Source organism: Ruegeria sp. CDSB086 (assembly GCF_059611065.1).
The window spans coordinates 1-24409 of sequence record NZ_JBXWOV010000011.1 but is presented as its reverse complement, the minus strand read 5'-3'; the positions used below and the strand labels follow the sequence as shown (position 1 = coordinate 24409).

The 24409-nt window shown below is 58.4% G+C and carries 26 protein-coding genes; 20 read left to right on the top strand and 6 right to left on the bottom strand.

The annotated features are described in order from the left end of the window. Positions 1 to 23 precede the first annotated feature (23 nt). On the top strand, positions 24 to 479 hold the full coding sequence (locus AC2FIO_RS19605) for a methylated-DNA--[protein]-cysteine S-methyltransferase (RefSeq protein WP_496699679.1): 456 nt from the start codon (positions 24 to 26) through the stop codon (positions 477 to 479). A 76-nt stretch (positions 480 to 555) separates the two neighbouring features. After that, a complete protein-coding gene (locus tag AC2FIO_RS19600; protein ID WP_058273207.1) occupies positions 556 to 1023 on the top strand; it encodes a hypothetical protein in 468 nt (155 codons plus the stop codon). A gap of 3 nt (positions 1024 to 1026) precedes the next feature. Here the strand turns inward: AC2FIO_RS19600 and AC2FIO_RS19595 are convergent, their stop codons facing one another. The 4 genes from AC2FIO_RS19595 to fsa form a co-directional block, all read right to left on the bottom strand. Continuing rightward, on the bottom strand, positions 1027 to 1722 hold the full coding sequence (locus tag AC2FIO_RS19595) for a CDP-alcohol phosphatidyltransferase family protein (RefSeq protein WP_058273208.1): 696 nt from the start codon (positions 1720 to 1722) through the stop codon (positions 1027 to 1029). Between the two features lie 87 nt (positions 1723 to 1809). Further along, positions 1810 to 2730 carry a tyrosine recombinase XerC gene (locus AC2FIO_RS19590; RefSeq protein WP_496699678.1) on the bottom strand — a complete coding sequence of 307 codons (921 nt, stop codon included), beginning with the start codon at positions 2728 to 2730 and terminating at the stop codon, positions 1810 to 1812. Further along, a complete protein-coding gene (locus tag AC2FIO_RS19585; protein WP_058273210.1) occupies positions 2727 to 3434 on the bottom strand; it encodes a DUF484 family protein in 708 nt (235 codons plus the stop codon). The genes AC2FIO_RS19590 and AC2FIO_RS19585 overlap by 4 nt, the downstream gene beginning before the upstream one ends. A gap of 194 nt (positions 3435 to 3628) precedes the next feature. After that, positions 3629 to 4282, bottom strand: a complete 654-nt coding sequence (gene fsa / locus AC2FIO_RS19580; protein WP_050603155.1) for a fructose-6-phosphate aldolase — start codon at positions 4280 to 4282, stop codon at positions 3629 to 3631. Positions 4283 to 4372: 90 nt separating this feature from the next. Here fsa and AC2FIO_RS19575 point away from each other — a divergent pair, with 90 nt between their 5' ends. From AC2FIO_RS19575 to AC2FIO_RS19560, 4 genes are all read left to right on the top strand, one after another. After that, positions 4373 to 6568 (top strand): primosomal protein N', encoded by a 2196-nt coding sequence (locus AC2FIO_RS19575; RefSeq protein ID WP_496699677.1) that lies wholly within the window; start codon positions 4373 to 4375, stop codon positions 6566 to 6568. Positions 6569 to 6647: 79 nt separating this feature from the next. Beyond that, positions 6648 to 7880 (top strand): MFS transporter, encoded by a 1233-nt coding sequence (locus AC2FIO_RS19570; protein ID WP_472724247.1) that lies wholly within the window; start codon positions 6648 to 6650, stop codon positions 7878 to 7880. 66 nt (positions 7881 to 7946) lie between these two features. Further along, positions 7947 to 8819 carry a 50S ribosomal protein L11 methyltransferase gene (locus tag AC2FIO_RS19565; RefSeq protein ID WP_496699676.1) on the top strand — a complete coding sequence of 291 codons (873 nt, stop codon included), beginning with the start codon at positions 7947 to 7949 and terminating at the stop codon, positions 8817 to 8819. Between the two features lie 102 nt (positions 8820 to 8921). Continuing rightward, positions 8922 to 9266 (top strand): hypothetical protein, encoded by a 345-nt coding sequence (locus AC2FIO_RS19560; protein ID WP_109312601.1) that lies wholly within the window; start codon positions 8922 to 8924, stop codon positions 9264 to 9266. A gap of 100 nt (positions 9267 to 9366) precedes the next feature. Here the strand turns inward: AC2FIO_RS19560 and AC2FIO_RS19555 are convergent, their stop codons facing one another. Beyond that, the gene (locus AC2FIO_RS19555; RefSeq protein WP_282152580.1) at positions 9367 to 9579 is read right to left on the bottom strand and encodes a DUF1127 domain-containing protein; all 213 of its coding nucleotides are present in this window, start codon (positions 9577 to 9579) and stop codon (positions 9367 to 9369) included. 334 nt (positions 9580 to 9913) lie between these two features. Between AC2FIO_RS19555 and ruvC the strand changes: the two genes are divergently transcribed. The 4 genes from ruvC (at position 9914) to AC2FIO_RS19535 (ending at position 12790) form a co-directional block, all read left to right on the top strand. Next, entirely contained in the window at positions 9914 to 10411 is a 498-nt protein-coding gene (ruvC, locus tag AC2FIO_RS19550) for a crossover junction endodeoxyribonuclease RuvC (RefSeq protein ID WP_058273216.1), read from the top strand. Then, positions 10408 to 11085, top strand: coding sequence for a Holliday junction branch migration protein RuvA (gene ruvA / locus AC2FIO_RS19545; RefSeq protein WP_496699675.1), 678 nt, complete (start codon positions 10408 to 10410; stop codon positions 11083 to 11085). The genes ruvC and ruvA overlap by 4 nt, the downstream gene beginning before the upstream one ends. Before the next feature lie 4 nt (positions 11086 to 11089). Next, the gene (gene ruvB, locus AC2FIO_RS19540) at positions 11090 to 12109 is read left to right on the top strand and encodes a Holliday junction branch migration DNA helicase RuvB (protein ID WP_109312604.1); all 1020 of its coding nucleotides are present in this window, start codon (positions 11090 to 11092) and stop codon (positions 12107 to 12109) included. Between the two features lie 63 nt (positions 12110 to 12172). Beyond that, positions 12173 to 12790 (top strand): hypothetical protein, encoded by a 618-nt coding sequence (locus tag AC2FIO_RS19535; RefSeq protein ID WP_496699674.1) that lies wholly within the window; start codon positions 12173 to 12175, stop codon positions 12788 to 12790. A gap of 22 nt (positions 12791 to 12812) precedes the next feature. Here AC2FIO_RS19535 and AC2FIO_RS19530 read toward each other — a convergent pair whose 3' ends face one another. Further along, positions 12813 to 14519, bottom strand: a complete 1707-nt coding sequence (locus AC2FIO_RS19530; protein WP_496699673.1) for a SulP family inorganic anion transporter — start codon at positions 14517 to 14519, stop codon at positions 12813 to 12815. Between the two features lie 190 nt (positions 14520 to 14709). On the opposite strand from AC2FIO_RS19530, the gene ybgC reads away from it, so the two are divergent. From ybgC to AC2FIO_RS19480, 10 genes are all read left to right on the top strand, one after another. Continuing rightward, on the top strand, positions 14710 to 15117 hold the full coding sequence (gene ybgC, locus AC2FIO_RS19525; protein WP_058273220.1) for a tol-pal system-associated acyl-CoA thioesterase: 408 nt from the start codon (positions 14710 to 14712) through the stop codon (positions 15115 to 15117). Between the two features lie 111 nt (positions 15118 to 15228). Next, a complete protein-coding gene (gene tolQ / locus AC2FIO_RS19520) occupies positions 15229 to 15924 on the top strand; it encodes a protein TolQ (RefSeq protein ID WP_058273221.1) in 696 nt (231 codons plus the stop codon). Position 15925: 1 nt separating this feature from the next. Further along, positions 15926 to 16402: a protein TolR gene (tolR, locus tag AC2FIO_RS19515; RefSeq protein ID WP_108861016.1), complete on the top strand. Its 477-nt coding sequence runs from the start codon at positions 15926 to 15928 to the stop codon at positions 16400 to 16402. A gap of 9 nt (positions 16403 to 16411) precedes the next feature. Then, complete coding sequence (gene tolA / locus AC2FIO_RS19510; RefSeq protein WP_496699672.1) at positions 16412 to 17512, top strand: cell envelope integrity protein TolA; 1101 nt, start codon at positions 16412 to 16414, stop codon at positions 17510 to 17512. Beyond that, a complete protein-coding gene (gene tolB / locus AC2FIO_RS19505; RefSeq protein WP_282120665.1) occupies positions 17509 to 18828 on the top strand; it encodes a Tol-Pal system beta propeller repeat protein TolB in 1320 nt (439 codons plus the stop codon). The genes tolA and tolB overlap by 4 nt, the downstream gene beginning before the upstream one ends. 89 nt (positions 18829 to 18917) lie before the next feature. Continuing rightward, on the top strand, positions 18918 to 19421 hold the full coding sequence (gene pal / locus AC2FIO_RS19500) for a peptidoglycan-associated lipoprotein Pal (RefSeq protein WP_496699671.1): 504 nt from the start codon (positions 18918 to 18920) through the stop codon (positions 19419 to 19421). A gap of 4 nt (positions 19422 to 19425) precedes the next feature. Continuing rightward, positions 19426 to 20259: a tol-pal system protein YbgF gene (ybgF, locus tag AC2FIO_RS19495; RefSeq protein ID WP_496699670.1), complete on the top strand. Its 834-nt coding sequence runs from the start codon at positions 19426 to 19428 to the stop codon at positions 20257 to 20259. After that, complete coding sequence (tilS, locus tag AC2FIO_RS19490) at positions 20256 to 21509, top strand: tRNA lysidine(34) synthetase TilS (RefSeq protein WP_496699669.1); 1254 nt, start codon at positions 20256 to 20258, stop codon at positions 21507 to 21509. Before ybgF ends, tilS begins: the two co-directional genes overlap by 4 nt. A gap of 76 nt (positions 21510 to 21585) precedes the next feature. Further along, entirely contained in the window at positions 21586 to 23502 is a 1917-nt protein-coding gene (ftsH, locus tag AC2FIO_RS19485) for an ATP-dependent zinc metalloprotease FtsH (protein WP_058279522.1), read from the top strand. Between the two features lie 108 nt (positions 23503 to 23610). Then, positions 23611 to 24186: an MOSC domain-containing protein gene (locus AC2FIO_RS19480; protein WP_282170797.1), complete on the top strand. Its 576-nt coding sequence runs from the start codon at positions 23611 to 23613 to the stop codon at positions 24184 to 24186. Positions 24187 to 24409: the final 223 nt, after the last annotated feature.

Below are 24409 nucleotides of genomic sequence, written 5' to 3'. Positions count from 1 at the left end.
CGGCGATCTGAAACGCTGTGTTTATGCCGATGATTTCCGTTGATACGCAGTTTGGCCGCCTTGGCATTGAAGAAACAGATGGCGCCATCACACGCCTTGTGTGGGATGGGCAGGACGACGGGCCGGACACACCCCTGTTGCAGGAAGCCGCCGCGCAGTTGACCGCGTACAACGAGGGGCGTCTCGAACGGTTCGATCTGCCGTATCGTGTTGCCGGTTCAGACTTTCAGCGTAAGGTCTGCGATCTGATGTATGCCATTCCGCTGGGCGAGACCCGAACGTACGGGGACATCGCGAAGGAACTTGGGCAGCCACCGCAACCGGTGGGTCAGGCCTGCGGCGCGAACCCCATTCCGGTGATCATACCTTGCCACCGGGTACTGTCTGCCAAGGGTCTTGGCGGTTTCTCGGGCGATGGTGGGGTTGAGACCAAAGTGGCCCTTCTGCGCCATGAACGCGCGGCGGGCCTGCTGATCTGAGGCGCGAAAACCAGTTGCAATCCCAGAGTTCGCGGCCCAACCTATATCAGTTACTGAATTTGAAGGACCGTATTGCATGACCGCCCATACAGACCCGGCCGCTCGCAAAAAGGCCATCATAGACCGCCTGATGTCGCTGGAAGAGCAGGAACTGGCAACTGCGCAGGCGCATTACGACGCATTTCTCAAGGACTCGCAGCTGGACGACCGCGAAGGGCATGACAAGGATGACATCGCCGCCTCACGCGAGAATGCAGATCTGGCGGCGGCGTTCGATGCACCCGTTCATGCGCATCACGCCAAGATTGATGTGATCGAGAACACGGATTTCAGCCTGACGGACCGGGTTCAGCCGGGCGCTGTTGTCAAGTTCAACAACCGCCGTTTCGTGGTCTGTGTCTCAACGACCCGCTTTGAGGTCGACGGTAAGACCTATATGGGCATCTCAACCCAAAGCCCGATCTACCTGACAATGACCGGTCTGCAAGAGGGTGACGTGTTCACCCATAACGGCACCGAGTTCGAGGTTGAGGAAATCCTATAACGTTCAGTTGTTGCGCAGCGGGACAAGTTGCTGCGCAATGCCAGCTGAAACCAGGTAGAGGCTTGTAATTACCAACCCCCAATGCGCCCAGCTTTCGGGGTGGAAGTCGACCCAAGCTGCCCAACCGGCGAAAAATGTCCAGGCGAACGCGATCGGCAGTGATACATTACGCCAGCGTTCCGTCCGCACCGGGTGAATGAACTTCAACGGTAGGAACATCGCCAGCGACAACAGTGAAACCAGCAGCAGGATCACCCAGAAATTGGGCTCCAGCGCGAAGATCACGATGACGAACATGTTCCAGCACCCCGGAAACCCAGAGAACGAGTTGTCCTTGGTCTTCATCCGCGTGTCCGCGAAATACATGGCGCTGGCAAAGGTGATCACGATGATCGCAAACCAGCCTGTCCAACCGTCCATCAGCCCCGATTTGAACAGCGCAAAGGCCGGAATGAACACGTAGGTCAGATAGTCGATGATCAGGTCCAGAAGAACACCGTCAAATTCCGGTGCGTTCTTTTTGACATGGTAGTGGCGCGCAAGCGGGCCGTCGATTCCGTCCACGATGAACGAGATCACAAGCCACAGATACATAAGGCTCCACTTTTCTTCGACCGCGGCCAGCATGGCCAACATTGCAAAGACGGCACCGGTCGCGGTGAACAGATGTACGGAAAGGGCTTTGAGTTTTATTGTCATTTGTGTCTCTTGGACGATGTGCGCTGCAGATGCAAACTAAAAGCCGGGCACAAGTAATAACCCAAACGTCGTCGTAAGGCCCCGGGATCAGGCCTTGGGGTGCGCGCGGTTGTAGACTTCCATCAGTCGGGCCGTATCTACGGCCGTATAGGCCTGCGTGGTGGAAAGCGAGGCATGGCCCAACAATTCCTGAATGGCGCGCAGATCACCCCCAGCGGACAACAGATGGGTGGCAAAACTGTGCCTTAAAGCGTGCGGTGTGGCGGTTGCTGGCAGGCCAAGCTGCATGCGCGCCTTGGCCATCACGCCCTGAATTGCGCGCGAATTGAGCGCACCACCACGCACCCCGCGGAACAAAGCCTTTTCCTGGGATTGTGGATGCGGACAAAGCTGCAGGTAACGGTCAACGGCGGTGCGGGCGGCCGGAATCACCGGAACGATGCGTTCTTTTCCGCCCTTTCCGACGATACGCAAGCTACCCGGCAAAGGCGCGTCGCTTCCTGTAAGGAACAGCGCCTCAGATATGCGCAAACCGCAGCCATAGAGCAATGTAACGACAGCAACATCGCGCGCCGAGATCCAGTCGTTTGACGACTGAAGTTCGACCGTGTCGATCATCGCGCGGGCCGCGTCTTCGGCCAGCGGGCGGGGAAGTTTTTGGGTAAACTTTGGCGCGCGTGTGGACAGGACGGCAGTGGGTTCGAACCCTTCGCGTTCAGCCAGCCATCGATAAAAGCTTTTGACCGCCGACAGCTTGCGCGCCAGGGATCGCGCGCCAACACCTGCGCTGCGCTGATCGGCCATCCAGGCGCGCATGTCGGACACGTTGATCCGGGCCAGCGCTGCCAATCCCTGCTGTTCACTGTGGTGTAGTGTCATGAAAGACAGGAAGTCGGTAACATCGCTACGATAGGCGGCCTGGGTGTTTTCCGATCGCCCCGCCAGCGCGCTCAGGCTGTCCAGCCAGTACTGTAACGCGTCGCGGCAGGCGGGTGAGATCAGGCTCACGACAACCAGTGGCGCATCGAACGTTCGAAGACGCCAGCGAAGAACGACAGAAGATCAGTGCCCAGCTGCGGCGAGAAGTGGTTGCGGTCCCTTGCGCTCATCACGATCATGCCCGGCAACCGGCCCTCACCCAGATCCAACCGCAGGCAAGCTTCGGACCGCAGGTGATCTGCGTTGGGTCCAAAAATCCTGTGCGTCGGGTGGAGGATCTCGCGCAGAACCACGTCGCGGGCGGGGCCGCCGCGGTCGAAGGTCAGGTAATTGTCCACGAAGCCGGGTTCGACCACGGATAGAACTCCGCCCAGAGTGTCGATGGCGGGGTCTTCCTGCGTGGCTGTGGATTCCAGAATCAGCTTGATGCGATCAACGCGCAGGATTTCGACCACATCCGAGCCGAGCGTGCGCAGGAAATCTTCGAACTCGGCCGGTTCCAGCATGCGGATAACGGCCCGATGCACCTGATTTGTGCCTGCAAGGTTTTCATATGCTGCGGCGATGACGGACCGGTGGGTGTCTTCCAGCCTGTCCAGCCGTTCCTCGAGCCGTTGCATGGCGATGCCGCGCAGGTCGATGACGTTGTCCCCGCGCGCCTGTTCGTTGGCCGTTACAAGTGCCTGCATCAGGTCCTTGTCGTCCAGCACGGCGTCTGGTTTGGCCAGAATCGCGGCGCGCAAGTTGTCCTGGAGTTTGGTGTTACTGCTCATGTCCCGCTCGGTCTTTTTTTGTTGAGGGGCTTATAACATGAGTTATGGCGGTTTCCTTGGAAAAAATGCATTGGCGGTGCATTTCATTCCCACTGTGACCTACGGCTCCCGCCTGCGAAACCTTGATCAAAGATCAAGGCTTGGCAGTTGGGCCGGGCGCGGCACCTGACGGCGCCGCGCGGTCGCGCAAAGGGTCAGAGGATTTTCTGACCTGTCTTGGCCCAGTCGGCCAGGAAGGTTTCCAGACCTTTGTCCGTCAATGGGTGATCGGCCAGTTTCTTGATCACGGCAGGCGGTGCGGTGATCACGTCAGCACCGATACGGGCGCTGTCGGTCACGTGGTTCACGGTGCGGATTGAAGCGGCCAGAATTTCGGTTTCAAAACCGTAATTGTCATAGACCTGACGGATGTCGGCGATCAGATCCATGCCATCAAGGTTGATGTCATCCAGGCGACCGATGAAGGGCGAGATGAAGGTTGCGCCCGCCTTTGCGGCCAAAAGCGCCTGGTTGGTCGAGAAGCAGAGTGTGACGTTGACCATCTGGCCTTCGTCGCTGAGCGTCTTGCAGGTTTTCAGACCGGCCCATGTCAGCGGAACTTTCACGGCGATATTCGGAGCGATCTTGGCCAGCTTGCGGCCCTCGGCGATCATGTCGTCAGCTTCGGTTGCGACAACTTCGGCTGAAACCGGTCCGTCCACCAGATCACAGATTTCCTTGGTCACTTCCAGAATGTCACGACCTGATTTCAGGATCAGCGAGGGGTTGGTGGTCACGCCGTCCACCATGCCCAGATCGTTCAGTTCGGCAATGGCGTCGATTTCGGCTGTGTCTACGAAGAATTTCATGCGGGCAGTCCTTTGATGGGTTGGCCTTGGTCGCGGATGGCTTTACCTCAAAGAGACCCATGCTGGAACCCCCGAGCCCAAGGATATGCGTTGAGCACTCAGGAGTATTTCGACCACGGAGAGCTGGTTGCGGTTCTGACCGCACAGCCGCTGGACCGGACGCTGGATTACAAGGCGCCCGAGGGGGGCTGTTTTCTGGGGGCGTTCGTAGAGGTCCCGCTGGGGCCTCGTAAAGTTCTGGGTGTCGTCTGGGGGCCGGGACAGGGCGGGTTCGACCTGAACAAGGCGCGATCCGTGATCCGGGTGCTTGAGGTCGCGCCAATGCGCGAAGAAATGCGGCTGTTTCTGGGGAAGGTTGCCGATTACACCCTGACACCGATGTCCGCGATGTTGCGGCTGGCAACCCGAGCGCCGGGTTTGGGTGATCCGCCGTCGATGCGTAAGGTTTATCGGCTGGGTAATGGCGAGCCGGACCGGATGACCGACGCACGCACCCGTGTGCTGGAGGTACTCCGCAACTATGGCGGGCTGGCGTTCACCCTGAAAGAACTCGCCGAACAGGCCGGAGTGACGTCTTCGGTCGTCAAAGGGTTGGTCAAGCAGGGCGCTGTACGGGAAGAAGATAGCCCGCGCGATTTGCCCTATCCGCATCTGGATCCGGATTTGCCGGGCAAAGCTTTGGCCGACGATCAGGCGGCGGCGGTTGAGAAGTTGCAGAAGGGCCAGCGGTCCGGGGAATATGGAACCACGCTGCTTAAGGGCGTGACGGGTTCGGGCAAGACCGAAGTGTATTTGGAGGCTGTTGCCGAGGCGCTGCGGATGGGCCGACAAGCCTTGGTTCTGCTGCCCGAGATCGCTCTGACAGCGGAATTCCTGACACGAGTTGAGGCGCGATTCGGTGCACGCCCAGCCGAATGGCATTCCGGCGCGACCATGACCGAACGCCGCCGGGTCTGGCGGATGGTCGGGCAGGGGGATGCGCAAATGGTGATTGGTGCGCGGTCAGCTTTGTTCTTGCCGTTTCGCAACCTTGGCTTGGTGGTGGTCGATGAGGAACACGACACCTCGTACAAACAAGAGGACGGCGTGCATTACAGCGCGCGGGACATGGCGGTGCTGCGGTCTGCCATTTGTGGCGGGCGTGTGATTCTGGCCAGCGCAACGCCTTCGCTGGAAAGCTGGGCCAACGCCGAGGCGGGAAAATACGACCGGGTTGATCTGACCTCGCGGTTCGGGGCGGCGGTGTTGCCCGAGATGAAGCCCATCGACATGCGGGCCGAACAAATGCAACCGGGGACGTGGATCTCTCCGTCTTTACGGCAGGCGGTGATGCAGCGGATTGAGAAGGGTGAGCAATCGCTGCTGTTCATCAACCGCCGTGGGTATGCGCCGGTGACCCTGTGCCGCGCTTGCGGGGAACAGATTGCCTGCGATCATTGCGACGCGCGGATGGTCGAGCACCGGTTTCTGAAACGGCTGATGTGTCACCAATGCGGTGAGACCAAGCCGATGCCCGAGGAATGTCCCTCATGCGGCGTCGCGGGTAAGTTGGCCCCGGTCGGCCCGGGGATCGAGCGGCTGGCCGAAGAGGCTGAGGCGACGTTTCCCGATGCCAAGATCGCGATGCTGAGTTCCGATTTGTTCGGCTCGGCCCGCGCCCTGAAAGCCAAGATCGAAGAGATTGCCGAGGGCGATGCCGATATCGTCATCGGTACGCAGCTGGTTGCCAAGGGGCACAACTTTCCCAATCTGACTTTGGTCGGGGTAATCGATGCCGACCTCAGTCTGCACGGGGCGGACCTGCGCGCCGCTGAGCGGACATTCCAGTTGATGCGGCAAGTCGCGGGTCGGGCAGGCCGGGCGGACAAGCCAGGGCAGGCCCTGTTGCAGACATTCCAGCCCGAGCATCCCGTAATCCGTGCTATTCTTTCAGGTGACGAAGAAGGATTTTGGAAGGCCGAGGCCGCCGGACGGCAGGCGGCGGGTGTGCCGCCATACGGCCGTATGGCCGGGATCGTCCTGTCCGGACCTGAGGTTGGACCAGTTTTTGATATCGGAAATGCAATGGCCCGCAACGATGCGCCGCTGCGCGATATCGGGGCACAAGTCTTTGGCCCGGCTCCGGCGCCTATTGCGCGGATTCGCGGCAGACACCGCGTGCGATTGCTGGTCAAGGCACCCAAGGGCGCACCGATTCAGGACGCGATTGCCCGCTGGATCGCGCCCTTGCGCCTTAAGGGCGACCTGCGTTTGACCGTAGATATCGACCCGCAGAGTTTCTACTGACCTCTGCATCAGCGCAGACCGATTGTGCGCCCGCTGCTTCGCCCTCGCCAAAATCTGAAAATGGGCGTAGAGGAGTCCCATGTTGAAACCGATGCCCCTGTCCGAGGCGCAGAGCCTTCCGTTCTGGCGCCGCCCTGTGACGCTCTTGTTCGTCATGGCGTTGACGATGCCGATTGCCTTCAACGCGTGGAGCGCGCTGTTGAACAATTTCGTCATCGAAGTGGCGAATTTTGACGGGGCCGACATTGGGTTACTGCACACTGTGCGGGAGATCCCTGGATTTCTTGCTGTTGGCGTGATCGCGGTGATCATTTTCGTGCGCGAGCAGGTATTGGCGATGATCTCGCTGATGATGCTGGGCGTGGCAACTGCGTTGACAGCATGGTTTCCCAGCCTTGGTGGGTTGCTGTTTGTCACCCTCTTCAGTTCGATCGGGTTTCACTATTACGAGACAGTAAATCAGTCGCTGCAGTTGCAATGGCTGCCCAAGGACCGCGCGCCACAGGTATTGGGCTGGCTTGTTGCCATGGGGTCAGCCGCGACGGCAGTAGTCTATGGCCTGATCGTTCTGACCTGGGACCGGTTTGATCTGTCCTACAACATTGTATTCATGGCCGCTGGTGGTGTGACCGCCCTGCTGGCGCTGTTCTGTCTTTTCGCCTTTCCGCAATTTGACTCGCCAACTCCACAGACTAAAAAACTGATCCTGCGTCGTCGCTACTGGCTGTATTACGCACTACAGTTCATGGCCGGCGCGCGGCGGCAGATCTTTGTTGTCTTCGCGGGCTTCATGATGGTCGAGAAGTTTGGGTTTGAAGTGCACGAGCTGACCAGCCTTTATCTGATCAATCTGGTGATCAATATGGCGGCGGCTCCGATGCTGGGTAAGGCTGTATCGTTGTTCGGTGAGCGCCGCACGCTGATCTTCGAATACACCGGCTTGGCGATCGTTTTTGCGGCCTATGGCGGTATCTACTGGTTCGGTTGGGGCGTGGTGCTGGCTGCAACCCTATATGTGATCGACCATGTTCTTTTCGCATTAGCGCTTGCCCTGAAGACCTACTTTCAGAAAATCGCCGATCCTGCGGATATTGCACCGACTGCGGCCGTTGCGTTCACGATCAACCATATCGCCGCTGTGTTCCTTCCTGCGCTTCTGGGCCTGCTGTGGGTCATCTCGCCCGGTGCAGTCTTTGCACTGGCCGCTGCGATGGCGATGATCTCGTTGGGTTTGTCCTTGCTGATCCCGCGGCACCCGGAACCGGGAAATGAAACGATCTTGTCGAAATACGCGCCGGCACCTGCCGAGTAAGCGCCAATGCTTGACCTTGGCGAGCCATCGCCATAGGCGCTGTGTCAATCGATACAGGAGGCCCCCATGCCCACATTCACTGCGCTGACTACACTGACCGGTAAAAAAGCTGCCGAAGGGCTGGGCGAAGCGATGGAGCGTCTGGATCCGGAACCAACCGGCGTTGGTGTATTCGAGGTCGAGGATGGCTCGGGCCTTTGGGAAGTTGGTGGGTATTTCACGGAAACTCCGGACGAAACCGCTCTGGCCGTTCTAGCCGTCGCGTTTGAGGCCAAGCCTTTTGTTGTGTCAGAACTGCCCGATACGGATTGGGTGGCCCATGTGCGCCGGGAACTGGCTCCGGTCGAGGCCGGACGGTTCTTTGTCTATGGCAGCCATGACGCTGACAAGCTGCCCGAGGGACGTATCCCACTACTGATCGAGGCCGCAATGGCCTTTGGCACCGGCCACCACGGCACCACGTTGGGATGCCTAAAGGCGCTGGACCATCTTCTGAGCCAAGGGTTCACAGCGACCAAAGTGGCCGATATTGGCTGTGGCACTGCCGTGCTGGCCATGGCGGCAGCGCGGGTCTGGGAAGGTGAGATCATCGCCAGTGATATCGACGAAGTGGCCGTTGATGTCGCCGAAGCCAACCTGAAGGCCAATGGCATGGCAGGCAAGGTCCGCTGCGTGGAAGCGGCGGGCTTTGACCATCCCGATCTGGGCGCATTCGCACCCTACGATCTGATTTTCGCAAATATCCTTAAGGGGCCACTGGTTGCTCTGGCCCCCGAAATCGCAGCGAATCTGCGCGTCGGTGGGTACGCAATTCTGTCCGGAATCCTTAACGAACAAGCCGATGACGTGGTCTCCGTTTATCTACAAAACGGGTTCAATTTAGAGGAAAATGACCAAATTGGTGAGTGGACGACGCTAATATTAAGCAAACAGGGCTAAATCTGGGCCATTTGCTGGAGCTTTCTAGAGTTTTGCCTCGATTTTGTCGCATTCTGTTTCTACCGTCTTAACCTGGAATCGGGGGGCGGTTTGGAGGCTGCCATGACGGGAAAACAACTGGAATTTGATCAGCGCGTGAATCGCCTGAGTAAGAAGCACGCAAAACTAAGCCGTGGCTATCGCGCGACGATGCGCAAGGACGGGTTGGTTGTGATGAAACCGCAGAGGGTGAAGTCAGCTTTACCCCTTAAGGTTCTACTGATGTGTCTGCTTGGGTTGTTTGCATTCAAGACCTTCTTGCTCACCAGCCTTGGGCCTTCGGGTTATCAATACAGGGTTGACGCATTGAACGAAGGCACCTCGGTCGAACAAGCCGGTGCCTGGGTGATGCAAATTGACCCGGTATCGCTGATGCTTTCGGAACAGCTGGCACGGCTGCTGCCCTGACATCAGGCCAATGAATCAGAAACTCCGCGCATTCTGCATGCGCGGAGTTCTGCTTTGCCCCCGAGGGAGGGAAGGGGCATATGAGTGGGTGTGTTAAATCTTAACTACGACCATCGGCCACGACGTCAATATCGCCACGGCACAGTCCGATATCTTCCAGCTCGCGATCTGTCAGACCGCTCAGCGTGTTACGCGTCACGCGGGCGTCATTCCATTCGACAACGGCGTTCACGACCGATGCGAAATATGCGCCGATACGGCCGACGAGGCCGAATGAGCCGGTGGTGGTGCGGGTGGTGTCCAGTGCAGCCATATCCTGTTTCCTTCTGTTTTAAGTTTACGTTTTGATCGTTCGATCTGAGCGGCATCTAGTGCCGCCAAATCGGCTGTGCAAGTGCGGAAACTGCAACTGTCCTATGCGTTTTTTGCAAAGCTCTAGATTCATTAGAACCCCTTAATTTATTGGCCATTTTTGCTTCATGAAACGTGTCGATTTCAGACTTTTGACTGTCGCAAACTGGCCGTTTTGTCGCCTGTGAAACAGGTCTGTCGTTTTTGCGCTCTCTGTCAATTCGCTTGGAAAATGTTCACGCTTCGTGCTAATCCGTAAAAAAGATCACAAAAACTCGAGCAGGCCGAGGCGAAATATGCGGATTTTGGGCATTGATCCGGGGCTTAGGACCCTGGGATGGGGCGTCATCGAATCGCATGGCAGCCGCCTGAGCCACGTCGCCAACGGACTGTGCAAGTCTGACGGGGACGATTTGGGCGAGCGTTTGCTGTCTCTGTACAATCAAATCGTCGAAGTCATTGCAGAACATCAGCCCGATCAGGCGGCCATCGAACAGACCTTCGTCAACAAGGATGGGGCTGGTACGCTGAAGCTGGGTCAGGCGCGTGGTGTGGCGTTGCTAACGCTGGCGCAAGCAGGGCTGCCCGTGGGTGAATACGCGCCCAACCGGGTTAAGAAAACGGTTGTGGGCGTTGGGCATGCCGAGAAAGAGCAGGTTCTTCATATGGTCAAACTGCAACTGCCGGGCTGTAAGCCCAAAGGGGCGGATGCCGCGGATGCGCTGGCGATTGCCATCTGTCATTCATATTACGGCGCAGCGCCGCAGGCGCGCGTGAAAGAGGTGCGGGCATGATCGGGAAACTAACCGGACGATTGGACTATCGCGCAGCGGATCACGTGTTGATCGACGTGCGTGGGGTCGGATACCTCGTTTACTGCTCGGACCGGACTATGGCCGCGCTGCCTGGTGTTGGCGAGGCTGTCTCGATTTATACCGATATGGTGGTGCGCGAGGACCTGATGCAGCTTTTTGGGTTTTTGTCCCTTGTCGAAAAGGAATGGCATCGCCTGCTGTGTTCGGTTCAGGGCGTTGGGGCCAAGGTCTCGCTCGCCATTCTGTCCGCGTTGGGTCCGGATGGGGTCAGCCGGGCCATTGCGCTTGGGGATTGGGGTGCCGTCAAAGCGGCGAAAGGCGTGGGCCCAAAGACGGCACAGCGGATCGTGCTGGATCTAAAAGACAAAGCGCCGGGTGTGATGGCGATGGGCGGGACCGTGACCGAAGCGATGGACGGCCCCGGATTGGAAGTCGTTGAGTTGTCTGAACCAGCACCAGTGCCCAAACGGGTGGCAAAACCCGCCTCGGGGTCTGCCGCAGCTTCGGCGGGGGCACTGTCAGCTCTTGGCAATTTGGGGTACGGACCGTCTGAGGCGGCCTCGGCTGTGGCCGAAGCGGCCGCCAGCCTGCCGGACGCAGGCGAAGCTGAATTGATCCGGGCGGCGCTTAAGTTGCTGGCTCCGAAAGGGTAACTGAATGGTAGACGCCGATCCCACATTACGCCCCGATCCCTTGCCCGAGGATAACGACCGCGCCCTGCGCCCGCAGGGGCTGGACGAATTCATCGGTCAGGCCGAGGCGCGGGCCAATCTGCGCATCTTTATCCAATCCGCGCGTATGCGGAGCGAGGCGATGGATCACACGCTGTTTCATGGCCCTCCGGGTCTGGGTAAAACGACGCTGGCGCAAATCATGGCGCGCGAGTTGGGGGTGAATTTCCGCATGACCTCGGGGCCGGTTCTAGCCAAGGCGGGTGATCTGGCGGCGATCCTGACCAATCTGGAATCCCGCGATGTGCTGTTCATCGACGAAATCCACCGTCTGAACCCGGCCGTCGAAGAGGTTCTGTATCCGGCGATGGAGGATTTCGAGCTGGATCTGGTGATCGGCGAAGGCCCGGCAGCGCGGACTGTGCGGATTGAGCTGCAGCCGTTTACTTTGGTCGGAGCAACGACGCGGATGGGCTTGCTAACCACCCCATTGCGTGACCGATTTGGCATTCCGACGCGGTTGCAGTTCTACACGGTGGACGAGTTGCACGAGATCGTTACGCGCAACGCCCGCAAACTGGGCGCGCCTGCTGATGATGCTGGTGCCCGAGAGATTGCGCGCCGATCGCGCGGGACCCCGCGGATCGCCGGGCGATTGCTGCGACGGGTGGTGGATTTCGCCATCGTCGAGGGCGATGGACGTATCACCCTGGATCTGGCGGATGGCGCGCTGACGCGGTTGGGTGTGGATAATCTGGGCTTGGATGGTGCCGACCGGCGATACCTCAAGCTGATCGCTGAGAACTATGCCGGTGGTCCGGTCGGGATTGAGACCCTGTCGGCTGCGTTGTCGGAAAGTCGCGATTCGCTGGAGGACGTGATCGAGCCCTATTTGTTGCAGCAAGGTCTGATCCAGCGCACGCCACGCGGTCGGATGTTGGCGCAGAAGGCTTGGACGCATCTGGGAATGGCGGCACCAAAGGGCCAGAGCGATCTGTTTGGTTGAAGCTGAGGCCTTTAGATTTTATGCCTTCGGCAAGAGAACTTTCGAAAAGATGAAGGATTGGGCGTGACCCCCGAAGACATTCAGTCGTTGTTCACCCGTGAAAGCGGTGAGTTTCTGTTCGCGCGTTGGGGTCGGCCCATCGTGCCCATCGTCTTTGGGGTCGAGGATGAAACCCTGAACACCGTCAAGGGCGCATTCGAGGCCGTGGTCAGCTTGGCCGATCATAAGATGGCTGAAACGGATCCGGAACTTGGTGCGAACTGCATGGTTTTCTTTTTCCGCGACTGGAAGGAACTGCTGGAAGTTCCCGATCTGGATCGGCTGGTTCCCGATCTTGCGCCGTTAGTCGACCGACTGATCGCGGCGGATGCAAATCAATACCGGGTGTTCCGCTTTGAGGAAGACGGTGCGATCCGGGCCGCGTTTGTTTTCCTGCGAATGGACGAAGAGCTGTCCAAGGTTCCGGCCGAGACACTGGCACTTAGTCAGGTAGTGCAGACTATCCTGTTGTGGTCCGACACCGCGTTTCGAACGCAGTCGCCGCTCGCGGTCGCGGGCGAGGCGACGATCCTGCGCCCGGACATCGCCGGGTTGATCCGCGCAGCATACGATCCGGTATTGCCGGGAGCTTCGCAGGATCCGGCGCACGCTTTGCGACTGTTCGCGCGGTTGCAGGCGTAGTCTTAGCACCGATAGAGGCTATCTACGATTTGGAGTCGTTTCGGTGTTGAAAGGCAGTCAATAGGTCGCTTCCCGCGTCGTAAAAGGCATCACTACCCACCAAATCCGTAACCCCGTATCTGTCCAGCTCTGACCGCACGTGGGGGTCGACCAGTAGGAAAACCATCTTGATGTTCTTTGCCTGCAGGATTTTTAGAACTTTGCGCAGCGTATAGCCTGCCGTGAAATCCACGTCATCAATGGCCGAAGCCTCGATACAGAACCAACGTACTTTGTTATCTGAATCACGGGTGATTGTCGCAATCTCATCCGAAAGCCGCTGTGCATTCGCGTAATACAGGCTGTGAGAGAAGCGATAGATTACAAGCCCGGGTTCGAATTGGTTCGGTGCAGTAATGGGTTTCGAATGCCAACCACCGTCTTTGGTTTTGACGATCACTGAATTTTTGGGGCGGTACCCACGGCGGGTATGGTCGATCAATGACAGCACCATTGCAAAGATGATGCCTTGTTCGACCCCAACGATAACGACAACTGCAGCCGTGGCGACAGCAATCCAGAATTCGGACCGGGCTTGCCTGTAGATTGCAATCAGGCCTTTCAGGTCGATAAGTTTCACACCGATCAGAAACACGACGGCAGACAGCGCCGCATTGGGCAAGTAGGCAAGTGGGCCCGTCAAGAAGAGGATGACCACCAAGACGATCAAGACGGTCATCAGTTGTGCCACCTGACTGCGGCCACCGGCGCTCGCCACCATCTCGGTTTTTGTCGGGCTGCCATTTACAACGAATGTGCCCGTGAAGGCTGCCCCAAGATTGGCCAGACCCAGCCCAACAAGGTCTGTGTTCTCGCTGAACTTCTCTTCGTAGCGCGCCGCATAGGCCCGCGAAGTTGCGGCGCTTTGGGCCAGGATCACAACGAAGATGGACAGCGCGGTTGGCAGCAATTGTTTGAACAGGGTCCAGCTCCAATCCACGTTCGGGACGGAGAGCGCAGGCAAACCGCTGGGAACCGAGCCCAGCACCGCGATGCCGGATGCGGCGAATTGGAATGCCCAGCTGCATAGGATTACCCCAAGTATGGCGAACAACGGGCCAGGTAGTTTCGGTGACAGCTGCCGGCATCCGACGACGATCAGCAGAACTGCCGCTGCCACCGCCAATGTGGGCCAGCTTGTTTGGTCGATGTTCTGAATGGTTGCCTGAAGCTTGGCGATGGTCCCGTGACTGTCGCTTTCGATCCCCAAAAGCCCCGGTATTTCACCGGTTGCGACCTGAATGCCCATGCCTGTCAGGAACCCGACAAGAACTGTCCGGGATAGGAAATCAGCCAAAAACCCCAAGCCGATAAGGCGTGCGGCAATCAGCAGAACAGCTGCCATCAGCGCCAACAGGGACGCCAACGCCAGATACTCGGACGAACCCGACACTGCCATGCCAGCCAGGGCCGAGGCCGTAATCGCCGCCGTGGCAGAATCCGCACCCACCACAAGATGGCGGGACGATCCGAACAGCGCGAACAGCGCCATTGGGACAAGGATGGTGTACAACCCAGTCACAACCGGCGTGCCTGCTATTTTGGTATAGCCCATGACCTCGGGGATCGCGAGGCAGGCAAAGGTCAGGCCCGCCAAAATTTCCGAAGGCAAGGTCGCGCGGTTGAACGGCAAGATGCCCTGAAGGACTGGAAGAAAGAACATCCTCTCTTCTTTTGGTCCTTTAGCCATTGAAACTCCTGTCGGATTCACTTGGTATGTATGAAAGCCTAGAGGGCAAATCTTCGAATTTCGATAGCGGACTTGGGAAGGTGGGAACTTTGTCCCCACAAGGGATTGCAGGAACCGCGACAACCATGCATCTGTTTCAGAGCAGGATTTGCCCCGCGCGTTACATATTTGAGAGACCGGACCTGATATCATGGCCAATGAAGCTGATGCGCCCCACAAGCATATCTTTCCGATCCGGGTCTACTATGAAGACACCGATATGGGCGGGGTCGTATACCACGCGAATTACCTCAAGTTTATCGAACGCGCGCGATCTGACTATGTGCGCCGTCTGGGCAATGATCAGAACGCGATGCGCGATGGCGGGATCGTCTGGGTCGTGCGCCGGATCGAAGCCGATTACGTCGCGCCCGCGAAGTTCGATGATGAGCTGATCGTTGAAACTTGGCTGTCGTCAATCTCTGGTGTGCGGCTGACCATGGGCCAGTTGGTCAAGAGGGGGGAGACCGAGATCTTCCGCGCCTCGGTGACCGCCGTTTGCATGAATGCGCAGGGCAAGCCGGTCCGCCTTCCGGCAGAGATTCGCGCATTGATGTAACAATTTGTCGGTCTGGGGTGGTTATGTTGGCTTTTCGTAACCAACTGCGATAGCGTTTGGAAAAACAAGGCCAAACGAACGGCCGTCAGGCAAAAAACAAAGAGCAGGTTCATGGAAGCTGAAACGCTGGCGCTGGCGCAGGAGATCGATTTCTCCATGTGGGGGCTGTATGCTCGCGCGACCTTTGTCGTCAAACTGGTGATGTTGATGCTGATCGCTGCATCCATCTGGTCTTGGGCGATTATCATTCAGAAATTGATCAACTATCGCGCGGCCCGCCGAGAGGCGCAGGTGTTTGACGAGGCCTTTTGGTCCGGCAACCCGCTGGATGAGCTGTTCGAACATATCGGATCGCAGCCCGACGGCAGTTCCGAGAAGATTTTTGCCGCTGGCATGATCGAATGGCGCAGGTCGCACCGAACGGATGGCGGGCTGATCGCGGGGGCCACTGCGCGGATTGACCGTTCGATGGATGTCGCGATCGCCAAAGAGTCCGAGACACTGCAAAAAGGTTTGCCCATCTTGGCGACGGTGGGATCGACCGCGCCGTTCATTGGCCTGTTCGGGACCGTTTGGGGCATCATGAACGCGTTTATTGAGATTGCCGAGCAGCAAAACACCAACCTGGCCGTTGTGGCACCCGGCATTGCCGAAGCGCTTTTGGCCACGGGCCTGGGTCTGTTGGCTGCGATCCCGGCGGTAATTTTCTACAACAAGCTCAGTTCAGACAGTGATCGGATCGTGGGTGGCTACGAGGCTTTTGCCGACGAGTTCGCCACCATTCTGTCGCGTCAGTTGGACAGCTAAGATGGGTGCGGCGGTTCAGCAGAACGGAGGCGGGAACGGGCGCAGACGCGGCCGTCGTCGCGGGCGGGCGCAGCCGATGGCCGAGATCAACGTGACGCCTTTTGTAGACGTTATGTTGGTGTTGCTGATTATCTTTATGGTGGCGGCACCGCTGCTAACCGTTGGCGTGCCGGTGGACCTGCCCAAGACGGCGGCAAGCGCATTGCCGGGCGACAACGAGGAGCCGTTGACAGTCACGATGACTGCAGAAGGGCGCGTTCAGATTCAAACCACCGATGTTGCCCGCGAAGAGTTGATTGGCAAGCTGCGCGCCATTGCGGCAGAACGCAGCAGTGACCGGGTGTTCCTGCGGGCGGATGGTGCGATCCCTTACGCGCAGGTTATGCAGGTTATGGGTGCGCTGAATGCAGGTGGGTTTTCCAATGTGGGGCTGGTGACTGACACCGGTGGCCCTGCGCTGGACGAAGGTGGAGAGTGAGGCCGCGCGGTGGATACCGGCACCAAGATCTCGGCAATTGCCCATGTCAGTTTGATTTCGTGGGCTCTGTTTGGCGGCACCTTCCGGTCCGAACCATTGCCTATGCCCGTTCAGGATATCTCGGTGATCACGGCTGAACAGTTCGCAGCAATGACGGCTCAGAGTGAGGCGCCAGAGCTGCCTACGCCAACTGCCCTGCAACAGCCCGATGCGCCCGAGGAAGAAATCCCCACCCCTGAACCCGTGGAGCAGGAACCTCCGACACCTGAAGTGTCAGAGCCAAATGAACCGGAGCCAGAGCTGGAACCAGAGCCGCTGGCCCCTCCTCCTGAACCGGTCGTGATCGAACAGCCCCCCGAATTGGCCCCCCCAGAACCCGAGGCCGTCGTTTTGCCCACCCCGCCGGGGCCCGAGGCACAGCCGCGGCCTGCGGATAAAGTAGCGCCTGAACCTGTCGCACCGCCGCCGCCTGAAGCCGCGCCAGATGATATTGAATCCCCGGCTGTATCGCTGGACGAGGGAGCCGAGACTCAGCAAGAACAGCAGGATCAAACGGCACCCGAAGAGGCCACGGATGAAATCGTGACCGAGGCGGATGAAGCCAAGGAATATGCGCCGCGCAGCTCTCCGCGTCCGCTGGTGCGACCGAACCGGCCGACGCCGCTGGCGCAGCCCGAAGTGGCCGAGACCGAAGAACCGACCGAACCAGAGCCCGCGCCAAGTGATGAAACCGCGATCAACGACGCGCTGGCCGAGGCGCTGGGGCAGAGCAGCGAACCGTCTGGCCCACCCCTGACTGCGGGTGAGAAGGATGCTATGCGACTGGCTGTGTCGAAGTGCTGGAACGTTGGTTCTCTGTCCACGGACGCACTGCAAACGGTCGTTGTGGTCGGGTTCTCGCTGACACCGGATGGCAAGGTGCTCGGCGGTACACTGCAAATGATCGACAGTTCCGGCGGGACTGACGCGTCTGCAAGACAAGCCTACGAGGCCGCCCGGCGAGCGATTTTGCGCTGCGGGGCCAAAGGATACACCCTGCCTACTGACAAATACGATCAATGGCGGGATATTGAGATTACATTCAATCCCGAGAGGATGCGGATCAAATGATGAGATTTCTGACCAGCCTTTTGCTTGGCCTGACAGTTTTGGCAGCGCCAGTGTATGCGCAAAGCGGACCCCTGCGTCTTGAGCTGGATCAGGGGATTATTGAACCCTTGCCTTTTGCGGTGCCAAATTTCGTGCCCGACGGGCCAGCAGCCACACAATACGCAAACGACTTATCGCGCGTCGTAGCGGCGGATCTGACCGGAACCGGGCTGTTCCGTGAAATTTCTTCAGACGCATTCATCAGCCGGGTCAGCAGTTTCGAAGCCCCTGTGCAATTTGCCGATTGGAAGGCCATTAATGCCGAGGCCTTGGTGACAGGTGCAGTCAACGTCTCTGGCAAGCGCCTGACTGTGCGATTTCGCGTTTGGGACGTGTTCTCGGGTCAGGAATTGGGCAATGGTCTGCAGTTTTCCGGCACCACAGATGGCTGGCGGCGCATGGCACACAAAGTGGCCGATCAGGTTTATACCCGAGTGACCGGCGAGAGCGGTTACTTTGACAGCCGCGTCGCGTTTGTGTCCGAAAGCGGCCCAAAGAACCAGCGTCTGAAGCGTCTGGCAATCATGGACTACGACGGCGCGAACGTTCAGTACCTCACCGACAGCGCTGCGATTGTTCTGGCGCCACGCTTTTCGCCCTCGGGCGATCGGCTGTTGTACACCAGCTATGAAACCGGTCAGCCGCGCATTTATGTTTTGGACGTTGATCGCGTCAAACGGACCGAACTGAAGACACAAGACGGCACCATGAGCTTTTCGCCGCGCTTTTCGCCGGATGGCCGCTCCATCGTCTATTCGCTGATTCAGGGCGGCAACACGGACCTTTGGAAAATGGATCTCGCCTCGGGCCAAAGCGTGCGCCTAACGAACACACCTGCCATTGAGACCGCGCCCAGCTATTCCCCGGACGGGTCGCAGATCGTGTTCGAAAGCGACCGCTCTGGCACACCTCAACTGTACATCATGCCCGCAAATGGCGGAGAGGCGACCCGCATCAGCTTTAAACAGGGGCGTTATGGTACACCGGTCTGGTCGCCGCGTGGTGACCTGATCGCCTTTACCAAACAGAACAAGGGTCGGTTCCATATCGGCGTCATGCGGACAGACGGCAGCGAGGAACGCCTGCTGACCTCGTCCTTTCTGGATGAGGGGCCAACATGGTCGCCGAACGGGCGTGTCATCATGTTCACCCGTGAATCGCAGGGCGCAAGCGGACGGGCGACACTGTATTCGGTGGATATCTCGGGTCGGAATCTGCGCCCTGTGCGTACACCGGATGGCGGCAGCGATCCATCCTGGGGACCACTGCAGAAGTGATCGGGGCAGGGGGTTGGAAAAGTTCACAAATTTCCTGCACTGTGATAACAGAGACAGCAATAAAGCAATAAAACGACGAGGCACCTGAAATGAATGTATTGAGCAAAGTCATAGCATTGGGCGTGCTAAGTGTAATGGCCGCCTGTACCAACAACGATCCTTCGGCACTGGGCGGTGGTGCGGGCGGTAACGGCTCGATCCTGCCGGGTTCGCCCAGCGACCCTCAGTCACCGGCCTATTTCCAACAAACTGTTGGCGACCGCGTGTTGTTTGAGGTCGATCAATCGACCCTGACCGGGCAGGCGCAGACGATATTGCAGGGACAGGCAGACTGGCTGCTGGCCAATACGGATTTCGTCGCCACGATCGAGGGTCACGCGGACGAACAGGGGACTCGCGAGTATAACCTCGCTCTAGGCGCGCGTCGCGCGAATGCGGCGCGTGAATACCTGATTTCACGTGGGGTTGCCGGCAACCGTTTGACCACGGTTAGTTTCGGCAAGGAACGCCCGATCGAGATTTGCAGCACCGAGGAATGCTATTCCAAAAACCGCCGTGCGGTAACGGTCCTGACCGGTTCAACTTTGGGGTAAAATGATGCGAATTGCAGGATGGGTTCTGGCTGCGGTCTTGGCGACTGCGGGCGTGGCAAGTGCACAGGATCAGCAAACCCTGGCGGATATCCGTCAGGAGCTAACGGTGCTGCACGTCGAGGTTCAGCGCCTCAAACGCGAGTTTTCAACCACTGGATCTCCGGCACCCAATCTGGCTGGCAGTTCCGTTTTGGAGCGTGTTGACGCCATTGAGGCTGAATTGCAGCGCCTGACCCGCCAGACCGAGCAGTTGAACCAGCGTGTGCAAAACATCGTCACTGACGGGACCAACCGGATCGGCGATCTGGAATTCCGCTTAGTTGAGTTGGAAGGTGGCGATCTCAGCACGCTTGGCGAGACCTCGACCCTGGGTGGCGAAACCGAAATCACCGCTGCGGCACCCGCAACACCAGCAAACCCGACGGCACCGGCACCGACCGATCAAGGTGAACTTGCAGTGGGTGAGCGCGCGGACTTTGATGCGGCATCACAGGCGCTGGCGGATGGCAACTATCAGGCTGCAGCGGATCAGTTCGCCACATTCGAAACCTCGTATCCCGGCAGTCCGCTGGCCCCCGAAGCCAACCTGAAGCGGGGGCGCGCGCTTGTTGGAATCGGTGACACGCGTGAGGCCGCGCGGGCCTTTCTGGCCAGCTTTACCGGCGATTCCGAAGGTGCATTCGCACCCGAGGCGCTGTTTGAGTTGGGCTCGGCGCTGGGGCGTCTGGGTCAGACCGATCAGGCTTGCATCACTCTGGGCGAGGTGGGCGTGCGGTTCCCGTCTTCGACCTCGGCCACCAATGCCACACAGGAAATGGCAAGCCTGGGCTGTTCTTGACCGAAAACGCTGAAGAACTGCGCGCCGAGATTCGGGCGCGTTTACCCAAGACCCTTCCTTCGCGTCTGGGTGTGGCTGTCTCTGGCGGGGGCGATTCAGTCGCTCTGCTTTTGCTGTTGAATGATATTGCCCAAAACGAGCAGGTTAAGCTATTCGCAGCGACCGTTGACCACTGTTTGCGTCCCGATTCCGCAGTCGAAGCGCAGGAAGTAAGCGAGCTTGCCGCGCGTTTTGGTATCACGCATCAAACGTTGAAATGGACAGGATGGGCCGGTCAGGGGAACCTTCAGGATCAGGCCAGACAGGCGCGTTATCGGCTGTTGAACGAATGGGCCACACGCAATGCGATCAGCGCGATTGCGTTAGGCCACACCGCGGATGATCAGGCCGAAACTTTCCTGATGAGACTGGCCCGCGCAGCTGGTGTTACGGGTCTGTCGGGCATGCCGGTTGAACGGATTTTGGATGGCGTGACGATGTTGCGGCCGATGTTGGGTGTCACAAGGCAAGCATTGCGTGGCTATCTGTCTGGTGAGGGAGTTGGCTGGATCGAAGATCCCTCGAATCAGGACCTCCGGTTTGACCGGATCAAGGCACGGCAGGCCTTGTCTGACCTCAAGGATTTGGGGATCACGGCCAGTTCTTTGACCCGAGTCGCAGAAAACCTTGCACAGGCGCGTGAGGCATTGGAGCGTTTTACGCAGGAATCCGCCCGAAAAATCGCCGTGGTGGAAACCGGTGATGTTTGCTTGGATCGCACCGCCTTTCTGTCTTTGCCTCAGGAAATCCAGCGCCGGCTTGTGATCGGCTGCATCGCATGGATTGCCGGAGCTGGGTATCCGCCACGCCAATCGTCGGTGGATCAGGCTGTGAAGGCTGTTGAAGAGGGCACCGTTACGTCGATCAATGGCTGTTTGTTTGTCCCAAAGGTCAATAAAACGTGGATTTGCAGAGAGCTAAACGCTGTTCAGGGCGAAATCGCGCGCCCTGGCGAGCCGTGGGACAAACGCTGGATTCTGTCAGGACCTTCGACTGCTGGTGTACAAATCCGACCATTAGCCGAGCAAGGCCTGCCTAGGGTTCCAGATTGGCGGGACTTGGGTAAACCACGTCAGGTCTTGTTGGCTTCACCCGCTGTTTGGCTGGGGGATGAACTGGTGTCAGCTCCAACCGCCAGATTGTTGAATGGATGGACGGCTGAATTGGCCCCCGGAACGCCTGAGTTTCATTCTTCTTTTTTATCGCATTGAACCTCCTTGAATCATCTCTATTTTATAGAGCAACCCGGCAGACCCCCATCTGCCGAAATCTTTTGGGAGACTTTCCTTGGGCAACGCTCGTAACATCGCCTTCTGGGTCGTTCTGTTTTTGCTGATCCTTGCACTGTTCAATTTGTTCAGCGGACCAGGCGGGACACTTCAGAGCAATGAAAGAACTTATTCTGATTTCGTAACCGCCGTTCAAGCCGACGAAGTCAAGAATGTAACCCTGGATGGCGAACAGATTCGCTATACCACGCAAAGCGGTGCCAACTATGTCACCATCAAACCCGGCGATGCCGAGGTCACCAAACTGCTGATCGACGAGAACATTCCGGTTCGCGCCGAGAAACAGCAGCAATCCGGTTTCCAGTCGTTCCTGATCACTCTGCTGCCGTTCCTGCTGCTTATTGGTGTCTGGGTCTATTTCATGAACCGGATGCAAGGCGGTGGAAAAGGCGGCGCGATGGGCTTTGGCAAGTCCAAGGCCAAGATGCTGACCGAAAAGCATGGCCGCGTGACATTTGACGATGTCGCAGGCATCGATGAAGCCAAGGAAGAACTGGAAGAGATCGTGGAATTCCTGCGTAACCCGCAGAAGTTCAGCCGCCTTGGCGGTAAGATCCCGAAAGGCGCGCTGCTGGTTGGCCCTCCGGGCACCGGTAAGACGCTGCTGGCGCGTGCGATTGCGGGTGAGGCAGGTGTGCCGTTCTTCACCATCTCAGGTTCTGACTTTGTTGAGATGTTTGTTGGTGTCGGTGCATCCCGTGTGCGTGACATGTTCGAACAGGCTAAAAAGAATGCGCCCTGTATTGTCTTCATCGACGAAATCGACGCCGTCGGTCGCCATCGTGGTGCCGGTTACGGCGGCGGGAATGATGAACGCGAACAAACCCTCAACCAGTTGCTGGTTGAGATGGATGGGTTCGAAGCCAATGAGGGTGTGATCATTCTGGCGGCCACCAACCGTAAGGACGTTCTGGACCCCGCGCTGCTGCGCCCCGGTCGTTTTGACCGCAACGTGACTGTCGGCAACCCCGACATCAAAGGCCGTGAGAAGATCCTGGGCGTTCACGCGCGCAAGACACCTCTGGGTCCCGATGTCGACCTGCGCATCATCGCGCGTGGTACTCCGGGCTTCTCGGGCGCTGATCTGGCGAACCTCGTGAACGAGGCCGCATTGATGGCGGCGCGCGTTGGCCGTCGCTTTGTCACAATGGAAGACTTCGAGAACGCCAAGGACAAGGTGATGATGGGTGCCGAGCGCCGTTCGATGGTGCTGACGCAAGACCAGAAGGAAAAGACCGCCTATCACGAATCTGGTCACGCGGTCGTCGGACTGTCGCTGCCGCTGTGCGATCCGGTCTACAAGGCGACCATCATTCCGCGCGGTGGCGCGTTGGGTATGGTGGTGTCGTTGCCGGAAATGGACCGTCTGAACTATCACCGCGACGAATGTGAGCAAAAGCTGGCCATGACCATGGCAGGCAAAGCCGCCGAGGTGATCAAATACGGTGAAGATCACGTCTCGAATGGCCCCGCCGGAGACATCATGCAGGCCAGCCAGTTGGCGCGTGCCATGGTGATGCGCTGGGGTATGTCTGACAAGGTCGGCAACATTGATTATGCCGAGGCGCATGACGGCTATTCGGGCAACACTGCTGGCTTCTCGGTTTCAGCGCATACCAAAGAGCTGATCGAGGAAGAGGTGAAACGCCTGATCCAGCAGGGTTATGAGCGCGCGCACAAGATCCTGTCCGACAAGAACGAGGAATGGGAACGTCTGGCGCAAGGCTTGCTGGAATACGAAACCCTGACCGGGGATGAGATCAAGCGCGTCATGAATGGCGAATCGCCGACCGATGGTGATGACGAGGGTGACAAGCCGGATGAAGGCAGCGCGCCCAGCGTTACCGCCATTCCCAAGACCAAGGTCAAAAAGACCCCGCCCGACGGTGGGATGGAGCCAGAACCATCGGCATAAAGAAATCAGACCCGGGCCAAGTCCCGGGTCTTTTCTTTTCAGCTTTTCAAATGGACTGGTTTGACTTTTAGTACGATTTTGACGGCCCGCAGCCGAAGGGGATTTCAAATGCCGGTATTGCGAGAAACAGAGTTCACGGGTGAAGTTGTTTGGCTGGGTCACGTGCCCGCGGGTGGCTCGATCCGGGCCAAAGCGGTCGATGCTTTGAAGCTGGAATTCTCAGGGGACAAAGGCGAACGGCACGAGGGTCTCAACCGGGCCTCTTGTGTCAGGGTCAAGAATCTGTATCCGCAAGGCACCGAAATCCGAAACGTGCGCCAATTGTCTGTTCTATCCGCCGAGGAAATGGACGCCACAGCCAAAGAGATGGGGCTGGATCGGCTGGATCCTTCGTTTCTGGGCGTCAGCATCTTGTTGCGCGGCATTCCGGACTTTACACATCTTCCGCCATCCTCGCGTTTGCAAGGCCGCGACGGTGTCACGATAACCGTGGATATGGAAAACCGCCCCTGCGTCATTCCCGGTCGTGAGATCGAAGCCGATCAACCCGGGTACGGGGCGTCCTTCAAGCCCGCAGCACAGGGCCGAAGGGGTGTGACTGCGTGGGTGGAACGACCCGGACAGCTGCGGTTGGGGGACCAGATGAGCCTGTTCGTGCCAGATCAGCGGGCGTGGGCGCCCTAAACGTCAAGCGTTTTCGATTTGAAACCGGTGAAATGACGCTACGCCGTTTCATGGCTTGAATATGTCGGAATCTCTATCCATCGGGATTGTACACAACGGTATGGATTGACCAGCACCGGCCCAGCTGCGCCGGTTTGCAGGGAATTCAACCGGGGGTTTTGCCCAATGAGCTATAAATCGGACATTGAAATTGCGCGCGAGGCGCAGAAGAAGCCTATTCAGG

Coding starts and splice junctions, on each gene's coding strand:
- AC2FIO_RS19605 (WP_496699679.1), top strand. CDS start 24: ATGCCGATGATTTCCGTTGATACGCAGTTTGGCCGCCTTGGCATTGAA.
- AC2FIO_RS19600 (WP_058273207.1), top strand. CDS start 556: ATGACCGCCCATACAGACCCGGCCGCTCGCAAAAAGGCCATCATAGAC.
- AC2FIO_RS19595 (WP_058273208.1), bottom strand. CDS start 1,722: ATGACAATAAAACTCAAAGCCCTTTCCGTACATCTGTTCACCGCGACC.
- AC2FIO_RS19585 (WP_058273210.1), bottom strand. CDS start 3,434: ATGAGCAGTAACACCAAACTCCAGGACAACTTGCGCGCCGCGATTCTG.
- fsa (WP_050603155.1), bottom strand. CDS start 4,282: ATGAAATTCTTCGTAGACACAGCCGAAATCGACGCCATTGCCGAACTG.
- AC2FIO_RS19570 (WP_472724247.1), top strand. CDS start 6,648: ATGTTGAAACCGATGCCCCTGTCCGAGGCGCAGAGCCTTCCGTTCTGG.
- AC2FIO_RS19565 (WP_496699676.1), top strand. CDS start 7,947: ATGCCCACATTCACTGCGCTGACTACACTGACCGGTAAAAAAGCTGCC.
- AC2FIO_RS19560 (WP_109312601.1), top strand. CDS start 8,922: ATGACGGGAAAACAACTGGAATTTGATCAGCGCGTGAATCGCCTGAGT.
- AC2FIO_RS19555 (WP_282152580.1), bottom strand. CDS start 9,579: ATGGCTGCACTGGACACCACCCGCACCACCACCGGCTCATTCGGCCTC.
- ruvC (WP_058273216.1), top strand. CDS start 9,914: ATGCGGATTTTGGGCATTGATCCGGGGCTTAGGACCCTGGGATGGGGC.
- ruvA (WP_496699675.1), top strand. CDS start 10,408: ATGATCGGGAAACTAACCGGACGATTGGACTATCGCGCAGCGGATCAC.
- ruvB (WP_109312604.1), top strand. CDS start 11,090: ATGGTAGACGCCGATCCCACATTACGCCCCGATCCCTTGCCCGAGGAT.
- AC2FIO_RS19530 (WP_496699673.1), bottom strand. CDS start 14,519: ATGGCTAAAGGACCAAAAGAAGAGAGGATGTTCTTTCTTCCAGTCCTT.
- ybgC (WP_058273220.1), top strand. CDS start 14,710: ATGGCCAATGAAGCTGATGCGCCCCACAAGCATATCTTTCCGATCCGG.
- tolQ (WP_058273221.1), top strand. CDS start 15,229: ATGGAAGCTGAAACGCTGGCGCTGGCGCAGGAGATCGATTTCTCCATG.
- tolR (WP_108861016.1), top strand. CDS start 15,926: ATGGGTGCGGCGGTTCAGCAGAACGGAGGCGGGAACGGGCGCAGACGC.
- tolB (WP_282120665.1), top strand. CDS start 17,509: ATGATGAGATTTCTGACCAGCCTTTTGCTTGGCCTGACAGTTTTGGCA.
- pal (WP_496699671.1), top strand. CDS start 18,918: ATGAATGTATTGAGCAAAGTCATAGCATTGGGCGTGCTAAGTGTAATG.
- ybgF (WP_496699670.1), top strand. CDS start 19,426: ATGCGAATTGCAGGATGGGTTCTGGCTGCGGTCTTGGCGACTGCGGGC.
- AC2FIO_RS19480 (WP_282170797.1), top strand. CDS start 23,611: ATGCCGGTATTGCGAGAAACAGAGTTCACGGGTGAAGTTGTTTGGCTG.